This is a genomic window from Pseudomonas sp. 43A, from assembly GCF_013363935.1.
In the GTDB taxonomy this organism is placed as follows: domain Bacteria; phylum Pseudomonadota; class Gammaproteobacteria; order Pseudomonadales; family Pseudomonadaceae; genus Aquipseudomonas; species Aquipseudomonas crudilactis.
Window position 1 is genome coordinate 460044 of the sequence record NZ_CP054880.1, and the last position, 15648, is coordinate 475691.

Annotated in this window: 14 protein-coding genes and 1 tRNA gene; 11 read left to right on the top strand and 4 right to left on the bottom strand. The window is 59.1% G+C overall.

Features of this window, described 5'->3' with window-relative positions; all coding sequences use genetic code 11:
- Window positions 1-15: 15 nt before the first annotated feature.
- The gene (locus HUW52_RS01995) at window positions 16-285 is read left to right on the top strand and encodes a hypothetical protein (protein WP_256667896.1); all 270 of its coding nucleotides are present in this window, start codon (window positions 16-18) and stop codon (window positions 283-285) included.
- 77 nt (window positions 286-362) lie between these two features.
- On the opposite strand, the gene HUW52_RS02000 is transcribed toward HUW52_RS01995, so the two are convergent.
- Window positions 363-439 (bottom strand) — tRNA-Arg (locus HUW52_RS02000).
- Between the two features lie 442 nt (window positions 440-881).
- Here HUW52_RS02000 and gabD point away from each other — a divergent pair.
- The 3 genes from gabD (at window position 882) to HUW52_RS02015 (ending at window position 5136) form a co-directional block, all read left to right on the top strand.
- The gene (gene gabD / locus HUW52_RS02005; protein WP_016987609.1) at window positions 882-2324 is read left to right on the top strand and encodes an NADP-dependent succinate-semialdehyde dehydrogenase; all 1443 of its coding nucleotides are present in this window, start codon (window positions 882-884) and stop codon (window positions 2322-2324) included.
- 185 nt (window positions 2325-2509) lie between these two features.
- Complete coding sequence (gene gabT / locus HUW52_RS02010; RefSeq protein WP_016987608.1) at window positions 2510-3787, top strand: 4-aminobutyrate--2-oxoglutarate transaminase; 1278 nt, start codon at window positions 2510-2512, stop codon at window positions 3785-3787.
- A 137-nt stretch (window positions 3788-3924) separates the two neighbouring features.
- Complete coding sequence (locus tag HUW52_RS02015) at window positions 3925-5136, top strand: response regulator (protein ID WP_175552845.1); 1212 nt, start codon at window positions 3925-3927, stop codon at window positions 5134-5136.
- 138 nt (window positions 5137-5274) lie between these two features.
- Here the strand turns inward: HUW52_RS02015 and HUW52_RS02020 are convergent, their stop codons facing one another.
- Complete coding sequence (locus tag HUW52_RS02020) at window positions 5275-6264, bottom strand: sensor domain-containing diguanylate cyclase (RefSeq protein ID WP_016987606.1); 990 nt, start codon at window positions 6262-6264, stop codon at window positions 5275-5277.
- 218 nt (window positions 6265-6482) lie between these two features.
- Window positions 6483-7667 carry a delta-9 fatty acid desaturase DesA gene (gene desA, locus HUW52_RS02025; RefSeq protein WP_016987605.1) on the bottom strand — a complete coding sequence of 395 codons (1185 nt, stop codon included), beginning with the start codon at window positions 7665-7667 and terminating at the stop codon, window positions 6483-6485.
- A 146-nt stretch (window positions 7668-7813) separates the two neighbouring features.
- Here desA and dibA point away from each other — a divergent pair, with 146 nt between their 5' ends.
- From dibA to HUW52_RS02055, 6 genes are all read left to right on the top strand, one after another.
- Window positions 7814-9733 (top strand): phosphodiesterase DibA, encoded by a 1920-nt coding sequence (dibA, locus tag HUW52_RS02030; RefSeq protein ID WP_016987604.1) that lies wholly within the window; start codon window positions 7814-7816, stop codon window positions 9731-9733.
- Window positions 9734-9971: 238 nt separating this feature from the next.
- Window positions 9972-10154 (top strand): sulfur starvation response protein OscA, encoded by a 183-nt coding sequence (oscA, locus tag HUW52_RS02035; protein WP_007917682.1) that lies wholly within the window; start codon window positions 9972-9974, stop codon window positions 10152-10154.
- Window positions 10155-10287: 133 nt separating this feature from the next.
- The gene (locus HUW52_RS02040; protein WP_175552846.1) at window positions 10288-11301 is read left to right on the top strand and encodes a sulfate ABC transporter substrate-binding protein; all 1014 of its coding nucleotides are present in this window, start codon (window positions 10288-10290) and stop codon (window positions 11299-11301) included.
- A gap of 173 nt (window positions 11302-11474) precedes the next feature.
- Window positions 11475-12293: a sulfate ABC transporter permease subunit CysT gene (gene cysT, locus HUW52_RS02045; protein WP_008080019.1), complete on the top strand. Its 819-nt coding sequence runs from the start codon at window positions 11475-11477 to the stop codon at window positions 12291-12293.
- A 13-nt stretch (window positions 12294-12306) separates the two neighbouring features.
- The gene (cysW, locus tag HUW52_RS02050; RefSeq protein WP_108224225.1) at window positions 12307-13179 is read left to right on the top strand and encodes a sulfate ABC transporter permease subunit CysW; all 873 of its coding nucleotides are present in this window, start codon (window positions 12307-12309) and stop codon (window positions 13177-13179) included.
- A gap of 3 nt (window positions 13180-13182) precedes the next feature.
- Window positions 13183-14172, top strand: coding sequence for a sulfate/molybdate ABC transporter ATP-binding protein (locus HUW52_RS02055; protein WP_016987602.1), 990 nt, complete (start codon window positions 13183-13185; stop codon window positions 14170-14172).
- A gap of 108 nt (window positions 14173-14280) precedes the next feature.
- Here HUW52_RS02055 and HUW52_RS02060 read toward each other — a convergent pair whose 3' ends face one another.
- Window positions 14281-14805, bottom strand: a complete 525-nt coding sequence (locus HUW52_RS02060) for a DUF962 domain-containing protein (RefSeq protein ID WP_175552847.1) — start codon at window positions 14803-14805, stop codon at window positions 14281-14283.
- Window positions 14806-14889: 84 nt separating this feature from the next.
- On the opposite strand from HUW52_RS02060, the gene HUW52_RS02065 reads away from it, so the two are divergent.
- The gene (locus tag HUW52_RS02065; RefSeq protein WP_175552848.1) at window positions 14890-15567 is read left to right on the top strand and encodes a Crp/Fnr family transcriptional regulator; all 678 of its coding nucleotides are present in this window, start codon (window positions 14890-14892) and stop codon (window positions 15565-15567) included.
- Window positions 15568-15648 lie beyond the last annotated feature (81 nt).

Below are 15648 nucleotides of genomic sequence, written 5' to 3' on the forward strand. Positions count from 1 at the left end.
TGATCCTCCAGCCATTTGGCATTGCCCCGCAAAAACGCGCACTATCGAGGCATTGCCGATGCGCTGGAGGACAACGTGGCAGCAAAAATTGACCGCATCGCCCAACTGCTCAACTGCCCGGAGAAGGGCGAAGAGATGCGGCGAGCGATTACCGAGACGCGTAAGGAATTTCTGCTTAACCAGTCGGAAGAGGATTTCGTTGATGAAGACGAGGTTTTTGAGGAGGTTGAGGAGGAAGAAGACGACGATGAGGATTACGATGAGTTTGACTGGACGACGGAGTGACGTCGTCCCAGTCTCTTTGCATCGTCCACAAAAAAGCCCCGGACCATCACAGTCCGGGGCTTTCTCGTTCAAATCAATGGTGCACCAGGCGGGATTCGAACCCACGACCCCTGCCTTCGGAGGGCAGTACTCTATCCAGCTGAGCTACTGGTGCAGCGGGCGACATCATACCTAGGTCGGCTCGGGGCGTCCATGCTGGGTTTGAGCGGGTATTGTCAGTGCGCGTGTCGGCGCAAATCGCTGCATTCCATAAAACGGTAACGTCCTGCAAAACCCTCGCTTGGCGCTTTGGCGGGGTTGATCTAAGGTTTTGCTGCGGCAAGGGCTTTTGGCTCGTTGATCTGAAAAATTCCACAAACACGGCGTTTTTGTTCTTTTTTTCGAACGACCTATTGTCCTTTAACCCCTTTGATCCTACGATCCGTTTGAGATTTCAAACGCTCGTTGACCGGGCGTTGAAGCGCCGGTGTTTCGAATCGTGCACTGTTGATGCGCCACACCCGGTCACTGATTTCCCTGACGGCAGCCTTGCGAGGCGCCTTTCTACAATCATAATTTGCTCCGCGCAGGCCGCGGTGCTGTTAAGGAAAGCCGACATGCAGCTTAAAGACACCCTGTTGTTCCGCCAGCAAGCCTTCATTGATGGCGCTTGGGTCGATGCGGACAACGGTCAGACGATCAAGGTCAACAACCCGGCCACCGGCGAAATCCTCGGTACCGTGCCGAAGATGGGCGCTGCCGAAACCCGCCGTGCCATCGAAGCCGCCGACAAGGCGCTGCCAGCCTGGCGTGCCCTGACCGCCAAAGAGCGTGCCGGCAAGCTGCGTCGCTGGTTCGAACTGATGATCGAGAACCAGGACGACCTCGCGCGCCTGATGACCCTCGAACAGGGCAAGCCGCTGGCCGAAGCCAAGGGCGAAATCGTTTACGCCGCGTCGTTCATCGAGTGGTTTGCCGAAGAAGCCAAGCGCATCTACGGTGACGTGATTCCGGGCCATCAGCCAGACAAGCGCCTGATCGTGATCAAGCAGCCAATCGGTGTGACCGCCGCAATCACCCCGTGGAACTTCCCGGCGGCGATGATCACCCGCAAGGCCGGTCCAGCACTGGCTGCCGGTTGCACCATGGTGCTCAAGCCTGCTTCGCAAACTCCATTCTCTGCATTCGCACTGGCCGAACTGGCTCAGCGCGCGGGCATTCCTGCGGGCGTGTTCAGCGTGGTGTCCGGCAGCGCCGGTGACATCGGCAGCGAGCTGACCAGCAACCCGATCGTGCGCAAACTGTCTTTCACCGGTTCGACCGAAATCGGTCGTCAACTGATGTCGGAATGCGCCAAGGACATCAAGAAAGTCTCGCTTGAGTTGGGCGGCAATGCGCCGTTCATCGTGTTCGACGACGCGGACCTGGATAAGGCCGTCGAAGGCGCGATCATTTCCAAGTACCGCAACAACGGCCAGACCTGCGTCTGCGCCAACCGTCTGTACATTCAGGATTCGGTCTACGACGCGTTCGCCGAGAAGCTGAAAGTGGCCGTGGCCAAACTGAAGATCGGCAACGGTCTGGAAGACGGCACCACCACTGGCCCGCTGATCGACGAAAAAGCCGTGGCCAAGGTCCAAGAGCACATCGCTGACGCCGTCTCCAAAGGCGCCACCGTACTGGCCGGTGGCAAGCCGATGGAAGGCAACTTCTTCGAGCCGACCATCCTGACCAACGTGCCGAAAAATGCTGCTGTGGCCAAGGAAGAAACCTTCGGTCCACTGGCGCCGCTGTTCCGCTTCAAAGACGAAGCCGAAGTGATCGCAATGTCCAACGACACCGAGTTCGGTCTGGCCTCCTACTTCTACGCTCGCGACCTCGGTCGTGTGTTCCGTGTCGCTGAAGCGCTGGAATACGGCATGGTTGGCGTCAACACCGGGCTGATCTCCAACGAAGTCGCGCCGTTCGGCGGCATCAAGGCCTCGGGCCTGGGCCGTGAAGGCTCCAAGTACGGCATCGAAGACTATCTGGAAATCAAATACCTCTGCCTGGGCATCTAAGCCGAGAAAGGGATCGCTGCAAACGCAAAGGGCACGAGAGCGCTGTCCCTTTGCGTCGTTTCAAACCGGAATTTTCTCTGCGGCCAGGAACGCCGTGGCAGTCGATCATCGCATGCTGCCACCGTCGATTCCTCCCGCTTAATCCTTGAACCACGCCGCCCGATGAGCGGCGAATGAGGACTGTAATGAGCAAGACTAACGCTGAACTGATGGCCCGTCGTACCGCAGCTGTTCCACGTGGTGTTGGCCAGATTCACCCGATCTTCGCTGAATCGGCCAAGAACGCTACCGTGACTGACGTTGAAGGTCGTGAGTTCATCGACTTCGCTGGCGGTATCGCGGTACTGAACACCGGCCACGTGCACCCGAAAATCATCGCTGCCGTGACCGAACAGCTGAACAAGCTGACTCACACCTGCTTCCAGGTACTGGCTTACGAGCCGTACGTTGAGCTGTGCGAAAAGATCAACGCCAAGGTGCCGGGTGATTTCACCAAGAAAACCCTGCTGGTCACCACCGGTTCCGAAGCTGTGGAAAACGCTGTGAAAATCGCCCGTGCCGCCACTGGCCGTGCTGGCGTGATCGCGTTCACCGGCGCTTACCACGGTCGCACCATGATGACCCTGGGCCTGACCGGTAAAGTCGTGCCGTATTCGGCCGGCATGGGCCTGATGCCAGGCGGCATCTTCCGCGCGCTTTACCCGAACGAACTGCACGGTGTGAGCATCGATGATTCGATCGCGTCCATCGAGCGCATCTTCAAGAATGACGCCGAGCCGAAAGACATCGCCGCGATCATCATCGAGCCTGTACAGGGTGAAGGTGGCTTCTACGTCGCGCCGAAGGAGTTCATGAAGCGTCTGCGTGCGCTGTGCGACCAGCACGGCATCCTGCTGATCGCTGACGAAGTACAGACTGGCGCTGGCCGTACCGGCACCTTCTTCGCCATGGAGCAGATGGGCGTTGCTGCCGACCTGACCACCTTCGCCAAATCCATCGCAGGCGGCTTCCCGCTGGCCGGTGTGTGCGGCAAGGCCGAATACATGGACGCCATCGCCCCGGGTGGCCTGGGCGGCACTTACGCCGGTAGCCCGATCGCTTGCGCCGCTGCACTGGCAGTGATGGAAGTGTTCGAAGAAGAGCAACTGCTGGACCGCTGCAAGGCTGTTGGCGAGCGTCTGGTCACTGGCCTGAAAGCTATCCAGGCCAAGTACCCGGTGATCGGCGAAGTCCGTGCCCTGGGCGCGATGATCGCGGTCGAGCTGTTCGAAAACGGCGACAGCCACAAGCCGAACGCTGCCGCTGTAGCGTCGGTTGTGGCCAAGGCGCGCGACAAGGGTCTGATCCTGCTGTCCTGCGGCACCTACGGCAACGTTCTGCGCGTCCTCGTACCGCTGACTTCGCCGGACGAGCAACTGGACAAAGGTCTGGCGATCATCGAAGAGTGCTTCTCCGAGCTCTGATCTGCCCGTGTGACCTGATCGACAAAAAACCCGCTTCGGCGGGTTTTTTTATGCCCTTTGAAACACATCGGGCGCTTTAGCGCTGTATCGAATGGCCAGCATTGGCTAAGGTTCAGGCATTGCAAGGGAGAGCGCGCATGACTGCCGTTGATTTACCCGCCGTACCGCGAGTGCTGATCGCCGAGGCTGATCCGTGGTCTCGCGACCTGCTCAAACAAGTGTTGCTGAACGTGCGTTGCGATGCCCGGCTGGACCTGTGTGCCGATGGCCAGCAAGCCCTGTCGATGCTCAGCGAAATTCCTTATGACCTGGCCATCGTCGATTGGGAGCTACCCGGCGTCGATGGCTTGAGCGTGTTGCGCAGCGTGCGGCAGCGCAAACGCAATCCGCCGCTGCCGTTCATTCTGATGAGCAGCCGCAACGACAGCGCCAGTGTGCGCGAAGCGATTCCGTTGGCGCCGACGGCGTATCTGACCAAACCGTTGAACATGGAAAGCCTGACCGAGCGCTTGCAGGGTTTGCTGCTCGATGCTGGTGAAGAGGTTTTCTGTGAAGTGCCGGCATTGGCGCCGGGCATGACCTTGTCGGTGTTTCTCGAGCGACGTCGTGAGCAGGCCGACGGCGCGCCGTTGATGACCGATGTGCAGGTCGCGGTGAAGCGCAGTCTCAATCCCAATGGCCTCGATCTGAAGCTGCTGGAAGATGAGATCAAAACCGATCCGCAGATCACGGCGGTGTTGATCGCTGCGGCCAACAGCGCGGCGCAGCACCATGGCGCACCGGTGCAAACACTGGCTCAAGCGCTGCATCGTCTGGGCACCGGGCAGAGCATGAACCTGATTCTGGGGCTGGCGCTCAAGCGCAGCGCCAGGCTCAGTGATCCGTGTTTGGCGGATTATGCGGAGCGTTATTGGGGCTTGTCGCTGCACACCGCTGAATATGCGCGCACCCTCGCGCGGCTGCTCGATCTCGATCAGGAGCGCTGCTATTGCGCGGGCATGCTGCATCGGCTGGGTGATCTGGCGTTGCTGCGTTGTCTGCAGGAGTGGCAGCAGGCCGGCGGGGCGCTGGATGAACTGGAGGAAGTCGGCGAGGCGTTGGCTGAGTTTGGCGCGGCTTATGGTTCGGCGTTGCGTACTCGCTGGCGATTGCCGCTGGAATTGCGGGAGCTGATTGCCTCGGTCTACCAGCTCGGCGGTGGCGTGTATTCCCGTGAGGCGCTGGTGATGAACATGGCGGCGCAGATGGCCCGCTTGACCGAGCATGAGGGCGTTGAGGAGTTGGCGAAGAGCCGCACGGCGCGGTTGCTCAAGATCGGCTTGCCGGAATTGATGCGGATGCGCAAATAACCTGCATCAGCACTGACTCTGTGGGAGCGAGCTTGCTCGCGAAAGCGGTGTGTCATTCAGCGACATGTTGACTGACAAGACGCCTTCGCGAGCAGGCTCGCTCCCACAGTTGGTTTGTGTTGGGGCGGGAGGACGGGCTCAGGCAGAAATAATCCGGTTCTTGCCCTGCCGTTTGGCCTCATACATCGCCGCATCCGCCCGGGCGAACAGGCTGTCGAGGTTTTCATCGCCATCGGTCAGATTGGTCAGACCCTGGCTGACGGTGATGCCAAACGTCTGCCCGTCATGGCTGAAACTCAAACGCTGAATTTCCTGCTGCAACCGCTCGGCCACTTGCTTGGCCATGTCCGGTGCGCACCCTGGAAATACCGCCGCAAACTCTTCCCCGCCAATCCGCCCGAACAGATCACCGCGACGTAACGAGCCGCGCCCGCACTCGGCGATCCGCTGCAACACGTTGTCGCCTTCGGGATGGCCGTAACTGTCGTTGATCACTTTAAAGTCATCGATATCCAGCAGCAAAAACGCCATAGGGGAACCCTGCGCACGCGCCTCTTCGAACTCACGGTTGGCGCACTCGAAGAAGTGGCGGCGATTGCTGCTTTGCGTCAGCACGTCGGTGGTCGCCAAGCGATGCAGCTCGGTTTCCATCTGTTTTTTGTCGGTGATGTCCTCGGCGATGCCGACGATGATCACCGGCTGACCGGGTTCGTCCTGACGGTTGATAAAGCATTTGTCGCTGAGCCAGCGCACCTGGCCGTCGGCGGCGATGATGCGGTATTCGCGATCCTCCACCGCGCCTTTGTGCAGGACTTCGGCGAGGCTGCGTTCGGCGTATTCCAGGTCATCGGGGTAGATGCTGTCGCGCCACTGGTTGTAGTCGGCCAGCAGCAGGCCGGCGGAGCGACCGAAAATCCGTTCATAGGCGGGGCTGACATACAGCACCTGCCGGGTTTCCCAGTTGAACGCCCAAAGCACGGCGTTGACGCTGACCAGCAAAGAGCTGAACAGCTGCTCGCGTTCGCTCAAACGGGCGACCTCGCCCTGGGCATGCATCAATGCCATGAGGGTTTGCGCGGCCTCGGGCCACTGCGGGAGGGATGAGTCTTTTTGGTTGTTATTGACCATCGGCACAGATCTCAAAGGACGTGCCGCAATTCGACAACGGCCACAGTACAGCCCGCCGGGATGGCGAAGTGTCTTTGAGATAAGCGATTTTTAGCGAAGTTCCCAGCGATGGCGGGGTTCCGCTGGGCGGTTAATGACGCCGCGTTTTGTTTGTCAAAACGCGGCGTCAGTTTTCGCGACTGCTGCGCAGCGGGCGGGAGCAAGCTCCCTCGCCACGATCAGACTGCTGCAGGACGCAGCGAGTAGGTTTTCAACTGGTCGGCAAATTCACGCAAGGACTGGATGCCACTGGCTTCTGCCTCGTGAATCCACTCTTTGATGGCGGCGAGCATGTCGTGGCCATTTGCGCTGGTCTTGACCCAGATCTGCTGCAGGGCCAAGCGTTTTTCGTAAATTACCTTCAATGCCTGGCTGTGCTCGAGCATGGTCTGGATGCGCAGGTGGTGACGATCTTCCAGCAGGCTGGTTTCCCGTGACAGCAGGCGTTTGGCGCGGTGGAACTGGTGGCGCACCGAATGATCGACCTTGGCCAGTTCTTGCTTGACCAGCGGACCGATCACCAACTTGCGGTACTGGGCCATGATCTGGAAGCGGTTGTTGAGGATCGCCATGGCAGTGTCCATGTCCAGACTGCCCTTGCCTTCAACGCGGTGGGCAATCGGCGCTACACGCTGAACCTTGGCCAGACGCAGGAAGCAGAAGACTTTGATCCACGCCCAACCGAGGTCGAACTCCCACTTTTTCACCGACAACTTGGCCGAGTTAGGGTAGGTGTGATGGTTGTTGTGCAGTTCTTCGCCGCCGATCAGGATGCCCCACGGCACCAGATTGGTCGCCGCGTCGCGGCATTCGAAGTTGCGGTAGCCGACGGCATGGCCCAGACCGTTGATCACGCCAGCGGCCCACACCGGGATCCACATCATCTGGATCGCCCAGATGGTGATGCCGATGGTGCCGAACAGCAGCAGGTCGATAACGCCCATGATCGCCACGCCCAGCAGCGGGTAACGGCTGTAGACGTTGCGTTCGATCCAGTCTTCGGGGCAGTTCTTGCCGTAGATGCGCAGGGTTTCCGGGTTCTGCGCTTCGGCGCGATACAGCTCGGCGCCGGTACGCAGCACGGTGGAAAGGCCTTTGATGACCGGGCTGTGCGGGTCGTCTTCGGTTTCGCATTTGGCGTGGTGTTTACGGTGGATGGCGGTCCACTCGCGGGTGTTCTGCGCCGTGGTCAGCCACAGCCAGAAACGGAAAAAGTGCTTCAGGCCGGCATTCAGTTCCAACGAGCGATGGGCCGAGTAGCGGTGCAGATAGACCGTGACGGCAACAATCGTCACGTGGGTCATCAGCAGGGTGACTGCGACCAGAGACCAGGCCGACAAGCCAAGAAAACCTTCGTACCACATAGGCTATAGGGCCCTCGATAAAGATAAAAACAGCCGTTGCATTATCACCAAGCACACAGATAAAACCAGTCGCCCTTTCAGATAAGAGTCGCTGGATGTTTCTTGACCTATAATTCCAACCTTTTTGTAGGGACATGGACAGCCGAATGCCTGCCACTTACCGCGATGCATTGCGTGCAGCGCTGCTCTATCTCGTGCTTGCCGCTGTCTGGCTGCAAGGCACTGATCATTTATTAAACAATTTCTTCGATAACTCCGTCGATCTTGCCCGATGGCAACTGATCAACGGTTACTTCTTTGCGGCACTCAGCGCCGGGCTGATTTTTCTTGCGCGAGCGCGTTTGTGCACGTTTCTCGGAATCGGTGCACGGTTGCGCGAGCGCCATGTCGATCGCGAACGCTTGCGTCAGGCCGCGGCGGTATTTGATTGCACCCGCGAAGGCGTGTTGGTGACCAACCATCATGGGCTGATCGTGCACGTCAATCGCGCGTTCATGGAGATCACCGGTTATCAGCGTGAAGAAGTCATTGGGCAGCAGCCGAGTCTGTTCAAATCCGGCCATCATCCGCCAGGTTTCTATCAGGCAATGTTTGCCACCCTTGAGTCGCAGGGCGAATGGAGCGGTGAAATCTGGAATCGCCGAAAAAGCGGCGAGATTTATCCACAGTGGCAGACCATTCGGATTATTCACGATGATCAGGGCCGGCTCAGCCACTATGTCGCGGTGTTCTCCGATATCAGTGCGATCAAGGATTCCGAGCATGAGCTCAAACACCTCGCGCACCACGACCCGCTGACGGATCTGCCCAATCGTCTGCTGTTCAGCGACCGCGCCGAACAGGCGCTGGCCTCGGCGCAAAATCACAAGCGCGGCTGTGCATTGCTGATGCTGGATCTCGATCACTTCAAAATGATCAACGACAGCCTCGGACATAACATCGGCGATCGCTTGCTCAAGGCAGTAGCGGCGCGCCTGCAAGAACTGTTTGGCCCCGGCATTACCCTGGCGCGGCTGGGTGGCGACGAGTTCGCGGTGTTGGCAGAGAGTTGTCCACAGCCGGTGCAGGCAGCAGCGCTGGCGCAACGTATTCTCGATGCGTTGAAGGAGCCGTTCAGCATTGATGGCAATCAGTTGTTCATCAACGCCAGCCTCGGCATCAGCCTGTTCCCCAGCGACGCGCTAAGCGCCGAGCAGCTGTTGCGCAATGCCGACGCGGCGCTGTTCAAGGCCAAGAGCAGCGGCCGTAACGGGTACGCCTTGTACACCGAAGAACTTACCGCCCACGCCCAGCAACGGGTGGAAATCGCTTTCGAGCTGCGTCGCGCGCTTGAGCAGCAGGAACTGCGGGTTTACTACCAGCCCGTGCATGACTTGAAAACCAGCCGCCTGATTGGCGTCGAAGCGTTGGTGCGCTGGCAGCATCCGGTGCGTGGTCTGGTCTCGCCGGCGGAGTTCATTCCGATCGCTGAACGCACCGGGTTGATCGCCGAAATCGACGCCTGGGTGATGCAGCAGGCGTGTCGACAAATGTGCCAGTGGCAGCAGGCCGGAATCGTGCTGTCGTTTGTCGCGGTGAATGTTTCGTCACGATTGTTCGCTCGTCGTGAGCTGTATCAACAAGTGGCGCAGGTGCTGCGCGATACTGGGCTGGATCCGGCTTACCTGGAGCTGGAAGTCACCGAGAGCGCGGTGATGGATGATCCGGAGGTGGCGCTGGAGCAGATGCACCGTTTGCGTGAGCTGGGGATTCGCCTGGCCATTGATGATTTCGGCACGGGTTATTCGTCGCTGTTGCGGCTCAAGCGTTTGCCGGTGCAGAAGCTGAAGATCGATCAGGGATTTGTTGCAGGTTTGCCGTGGGATGAGGACGACGCGGCGATTGTCCGGGTGATCATCGCGCTGGCCCGGAGCATGGGCATGCAGGTGCATGCCGAGGGTATTGAACAGGTTGAGCAGGCGGCGTTTCTGTTGGGACAGGAATGTGATCTGGGGCAGGGATATTGGTTTGGGCGGCCGGTTCAAGCGCAGGAGATTGATTGGGCAAGAACACCGGTGATTGGTTAAAAGATCAAAAGATCGCAGCCTTCGGCAGCTCCTACACCGATTCCTGTAGGAGCTGCCGAAGGCTGCGATCTTTTGCTCCACCAACGCGCAAACCCTTGCCCCGCCACATAATGTTTTTCAGTTATATAAACATTCTTAAATAGTCTTTTTAAGAATATCCGTGCCTCTCTTATATTGCTCCTACGCCGAACGCAGTGCCGCCCACTGCCAGGCAAATCCCATTCAAAGGAGCAGCACCATGAGCGCATCCCTTCGCAGCGTTGACGGTCAGGACGAAAGCACCATCTTGCGTGAAATCCAGAGCGCCCTGCGCGATCTGCGTTTCGGCGCGGTGGAAATCACTGTGCATAACGCGCAAGTCGTGCAGATCGAACGCAAAGAGAAATTCCGTTTGCAGCAACCGGGTAAACAACCGGGCTAAAAGATCGCAGCCTGCGGCAGCTCCTATGGGGGATTCATGTAGGAGCTGCCGAAGGCTGCGATCTTTGAACCGGCAACACGATTTCCGAAATACATAAGAAAAAGCCACCACCAGAATTCCAGGAGCTTTCACCATGTCGTCGATTCGCCGTTACGCTTTGGCCGCCTTGGCCAGCGCTGTGTTTGCCGGTTCCGCGGTTGCCAAGGATTACGAACTGCTCAACGTGTCGTATGACCCGACGCGCGAGCTGTATCAGGACTACAACGCTGAATTCATCAAGTTCTGGCAGAAAGATCACGCTGGCGACACCGTGAAAATCCAGCAATCCCATGGCGGTTCGGGCAAGCAGGGTCGTGCGGTGATCGACGGTCTGCGCGCTGACGTCGTGACTCTGGCGCTGGCTGGCGACATCGACGAAATCGCCAAACTCGGCAAGACCCTGCCCGCCGATTGGCAGAAGCGTCTGCCGGAAGCGAGCACGCCGTACACCTCGACCATCGTCTTCCTGGTACGCAAGGGCAACCCGAAAGGCATCAAGGACTGGGGCGATCTGGTCAAGAACGACGTCTCGGTGATTACCCCGAACCCGAAAACCTCCGGCGGTGCGCGCTGGAACTTCCTCGCCGCGTGGGCCTACGGCCTGAAAGCCAACGGCGGTGACGAAACCAAAGCCAAAGAATATGTGCAGACCCTGTTCAAGCACGTACCGATCCTCGATACCGGTGCACGCGGTTCTACCATTACCTTCGTCAACAACGGTCAGGGTGACGTGTTGCTGGCCTGGGAAAACGAGGCGTTCCAGGCGCTGAAGGAAGATGGCGGTGCCGACAAGTTCGACATCGTCGTGCCTTCGCTGTCGATCCTCGCCGAGCCGCCAGTGGCGGTGGTCGACAAGAACGCCGAGAAGAAGGGCAACGAGCAGATCGCCGAAGCCTACCTGAAGCACCTGTACAGCCCGGCCGGTCAGGAAATCGCCGCGAAGAACTTCTACCGTCCACGTGACAAGGACGTGGCCGCGAAGTACGCCCAGCAGTTCCCGAAACTCGATCTGGTGACCATCGACAAAGACTTCGGCGGCTGGAAAACCGCGCAACCGAAATTCTTCAACGACGGTGGCGTGTTCGACCAGATTTATCAGGCGCAGTAATCTGACTTCAGCCACACATCAAGCCTGAAGCCAGGCGCGGAAAATGTGGGAGCGAGCTTGCTCGCGAAAGCGGAGTGTCAGACGACGTAGAGTTGACTGATACTCCCTCTTCGCGAGCAAGCTCGCTCCCACATTGGTGCGTTCAGCGGAATGCTTTTTAACCAAGGACTTTTATGTCGCGTCGTATCTCCCCCGTCATACCCGGCTTCGGGCTGACGCTGGGCTACACCTTGGTGTACCTCAGCCTGATTGTGCTTATCCCGCTGGCGGCGATGTTCGTCCACGCCGCCCAACTCACCTGGGATCAGTTCTGGGCGATCATTTCCGCACCACGGGTGCTGGCCGCGTTGAAGCTGAGCTTCGGCACCGCGCTGTGTGCGGCGATCATCAACGGCATCATCGGCACATTGCTGGCGTGGGTGCTGGTGCGCTACACCTTCCCGGGGCGCAAGGTGATCGACGCGATGATCGATCTGCCGTTCGCCCTGCCGACAGCCGTGGCCGGTATCGCGTTGACCGCGCTGTACGCGCCGGCCGGTCTGGTTGGGCAATTCGCTGCCGACCTCGGTTTCAAAATCGCTTACACCCCACTGGGTATCACTTTGGCGCTGACCTTCGTCACGCTGCCGTTCGTGGTGCGCACGGTGCAACCGGTGCTGGCCGACATACCTCGTGAAGTCGAAGAAGCTGCCGCGTGCCTTGGTGCGAAGCCCTTGCAGGTGTTCCGCCACATCCTCGTGCCCGCGCTGCTGCCCGCCTGGCTCACTGGTTTTGCCTTGGCGTTCGCCCGTGGCGTCGGCGAGTACGGTTCGGTGATTTTCATTGCCGGCAACATGCCGATGAAAACCGAGATTCTGCCGCTGCTGATCATGGTCAAACTCGACCAATACGATTACACCGGCGCCACTGCCATCGGCGTGCTGATGCTGGTGGTTTCCTTCGTCCTGTTGCTGCTGATCAACTTGCTGCAGCGGCGCATCGAAACCCCATAAGGAGGCGCGAACCATGTCCCAATCGTCTATTGCGGCCGCCTCTTCGGCCAACGCTGCACGGCGTGGCAGTGCCACATCGCGCAGAGTCCTGATCGGTCTTGGCTGGCTGGTTTTTTTCCTGTTTCTGCTGCTGCCGTTGTTCATCGTCGTATCGCAGGGGTTGAAGAATGGCCTCGGCGCATTTTTCACCGCGATCTTTGAACCGGACGCACTGTCGGCACTGAAACTCACCGTGTTCGCCGTGCTGATTTCGGTGCCGCTGAACCTGGTGTTCGGCGTCAGCGCCGCGTGGTGCGTGAGCAAATACTCGTTCCGTGGCAAGAGCATGCTGGTGACGCTGATCGACCTGCCGTTCTCGGTGTCGCCGGTGATCGCCGGTCTGGTCTACGTGCTGATGTTTGGCGCGCAAGGCCTGTTCGGGCCGTGGTTGCAGGATCACGACATCCAGATCGTCTTCGCCCTGCCGGGCATCGTACTGGCGACGATTTTCGTCACCGTGCCGTTCGTGGCGCGTGAACTGATTCCGCTGATGCAGGAACAAGGCACGCAGGAAGAAGAAGCCGCGCGTCTGCTCGGCGCCAATGGCTGGCAGATGTTCTGGCATGTCACCGTGCCGAACATCAAGTGGGGCCTGATCTATGGCGTGGTGCTGTGTACCGCGCGAGCCATGGGTGAATTCGGTGCGGTGTCGGTGGTGTCCGGGCACATTCGCGGGGTGACCAACACCTTGCCGCTGCACGTCGAGATCCTCTACAACGAATACAACCACGTGGCCGCGTTCGCCGTGGCGAGCCTGTTGCTGATCCTGGCGCTCTTCATCCTGCTGCTCAAGCAGTGGAGCGAAAACCGTATCAACCGCCTGCGCGCCAGCGCCGCGGAGGAATAATTCATGTCGATCGAAGTGCGTAACGTCAGCAAGAATTTCAATGCCTTCAAGGCGCTGGACAACATCAGCCTGGATATCCACAGCGGTGAACTGGTCGCGTTGCTCGGCCCATCGGGCTGCGGCAAGACCACGCTGCTGCGGATCATCGCCGGTCTGGAAACCCCGGATAACGGCAATATCGTTTTCCACGGTGAAGACGTTTCCGGCCACGACGTGCGTGATCGCAACGTCGGTTTCGTGTTCCAGCATTACGCTTTGTTCCGCCACATGACCGTGTTCGACAACGTCGCGTTCGGCCTGCGCATGAAACCGAAAAACCAGCGCCCGAGCGAAAGCCAGATTGCGGTCAAGGTTCATGAGTTGCTGAACATGGTGCAGCTGGATTGGTTGTCGGATCGTTATCCGGAGCAGTTGTCTGGTGGTCAGCGTCAGCGGATTGCTTTGGCGCGTGCCTTGGCGGTCGAGCCGAAAGTGTTGCTGCTCGATGAGCCGTTCGGCGCCCTTGATGCCAAGGTACGTAAAGAGCTGCGCCGCTGGCTGGCGCGGTTGCACGAAGACATCAACCTGACGTCGGTGTTCGTGACCCACGACCAGGAAGAAGCGATGGAAGTTGCTGACCGGATCGTAGTGATGAACAAAGGTGTGATCGAGCAGATCGGCTCACCGGGCGACGTCTACGAAAACCCGGCCAGCGATTTCGTTTATCACTTCCTCGGCGATTCGAACCGCTTGCTGTTGAGCGACGACAATCACGTGCTGTTCCGTCCGCATGAGGTGTCGTTGTCCAAGCATGAGCTGGAAGATCATCACGCGGCTGAAGTGCGCGATATCCGGCCGCTGGGCGCGACTACGCGGGTGACGTTGAAAGTTGAAGGGCAGACTGATTTGATCGAGGCCGAAGTGGTGAAAGACCACGATAGCCTGATCGGCTTGGCCAAGGGGGAGACCCTGTTCTTCAAGCCGAAGGTCTGGCAGAAAGTCGCCAGCCTTTAAGATCAAAAGCTTCGCGAGCAAGCTCGCTCCCACAGGGAATTCGGTCAGACATGAAGTTTGTGTTCAGCACCAGTCCACTGTGGGAGCGAGCTTGCTCGCGAATGTGATTTAGACAGCCGCACGATTCGGATTGACCCGCACCACGCCCGCCCGCACCTCGATCTGCTCTTTCAACTCATGCCGCATCCCCAGCATGAACGCCAGTTCAGCCACGACAAACAACGGCCCGACAATCAGCCCCGAGACATCATCGACAAACGCCGGTTTGCGCCCTTCATAGTGATGCCCGACAAACTGGATAACCCAGCCAACGACAAACATCGCCAGCCCGCTGCTCAACCAGACCATCGTGCTCTGCTGCGCCAGCACGTGCCCGGCCCAGACGGATAAGCCCATCAGTACGGCCATCAGCACGCCCAACTTCACCTCAAGACGCAGATAAAACCACGCCGAGGCCAGCGCCACGATCACGGCTGGAGATATCCACAACCCGCCCAGCGACCATTCTGGCCGCGACAACAAAACCGCCACCGCCACCACAATCAGCGGAATGCCGATAAAGTGGCTGGCGATGTTGCGCGGATCGCGGTGGTAGGCAGCGTATTGACTGAGATGGTCGACGAGGCTTTTCATTGTTGTTCCTCCGGTAGGGTTGATCGCATCATCCCTCGGGATCAGGGTTCGCTCTGTCAGGCAGGCGACAATCCAGGAGTGTTTATGCAAATACGTTCACGGCTGATGAGCGGCCAGTGGTTCAGTCATCTGCCGGCGTCCTTTCAGGATAGCCTGCTGGCGGCGGCCCGGGAGCGGCGGCTGACGGCAGGGCAGCGCTTGTTTCAGCGTGGTGATGCGCCGTGCGGCTTGTACGCGGTGCTCGATGGCGCCGTGCGCATCGGCGCGGTAAGCGAGCAGGGCAAGGAGGCGTTGTTGAGTCTGGTGGAAGCGCCGCACTGGTTTGGTGAAATCTGCCTGTTCGATGGTCAGCCGCGTACGCATGACGCCTATGCGGTCGGGCCGTGCACGTTGCTGAATATCCCGCAGGCGGTGCTGCTGAAACTGCTCGATGAGCAGCCGGTGTACTGGCGATACCTGGCGCTGCTGATGAGCCACAAACTGCGACTGGCCTTCATCAACCTCGAACAACTGAGCCTGCTGCCAGCGCCGGCGCGTCTGGCTCATCGCTTGCTGATGATCGCCGAAGGCTACGGCGAACTCGATGCGCCACGCCGGGTACTGCAACTGCCGCAGGAGCAGTTGGCATCAATGCTGTCGCTGTCGCGGCAGACCACCAACCAGATTCTCAAGGATTTGCAGGGGCAGGGGATTATCGGGCTCGGGTATGGCGAAATCGAAATCCTTGATGCCATGCGATTGCGCGCCCTGGCCACGATCTGACAATTCACCCAGGCCCCTGTGGGAGCGAGCTTGCTCGCGAATGCGATTTAACATTCAACATGATTGCTGACTGACACACCG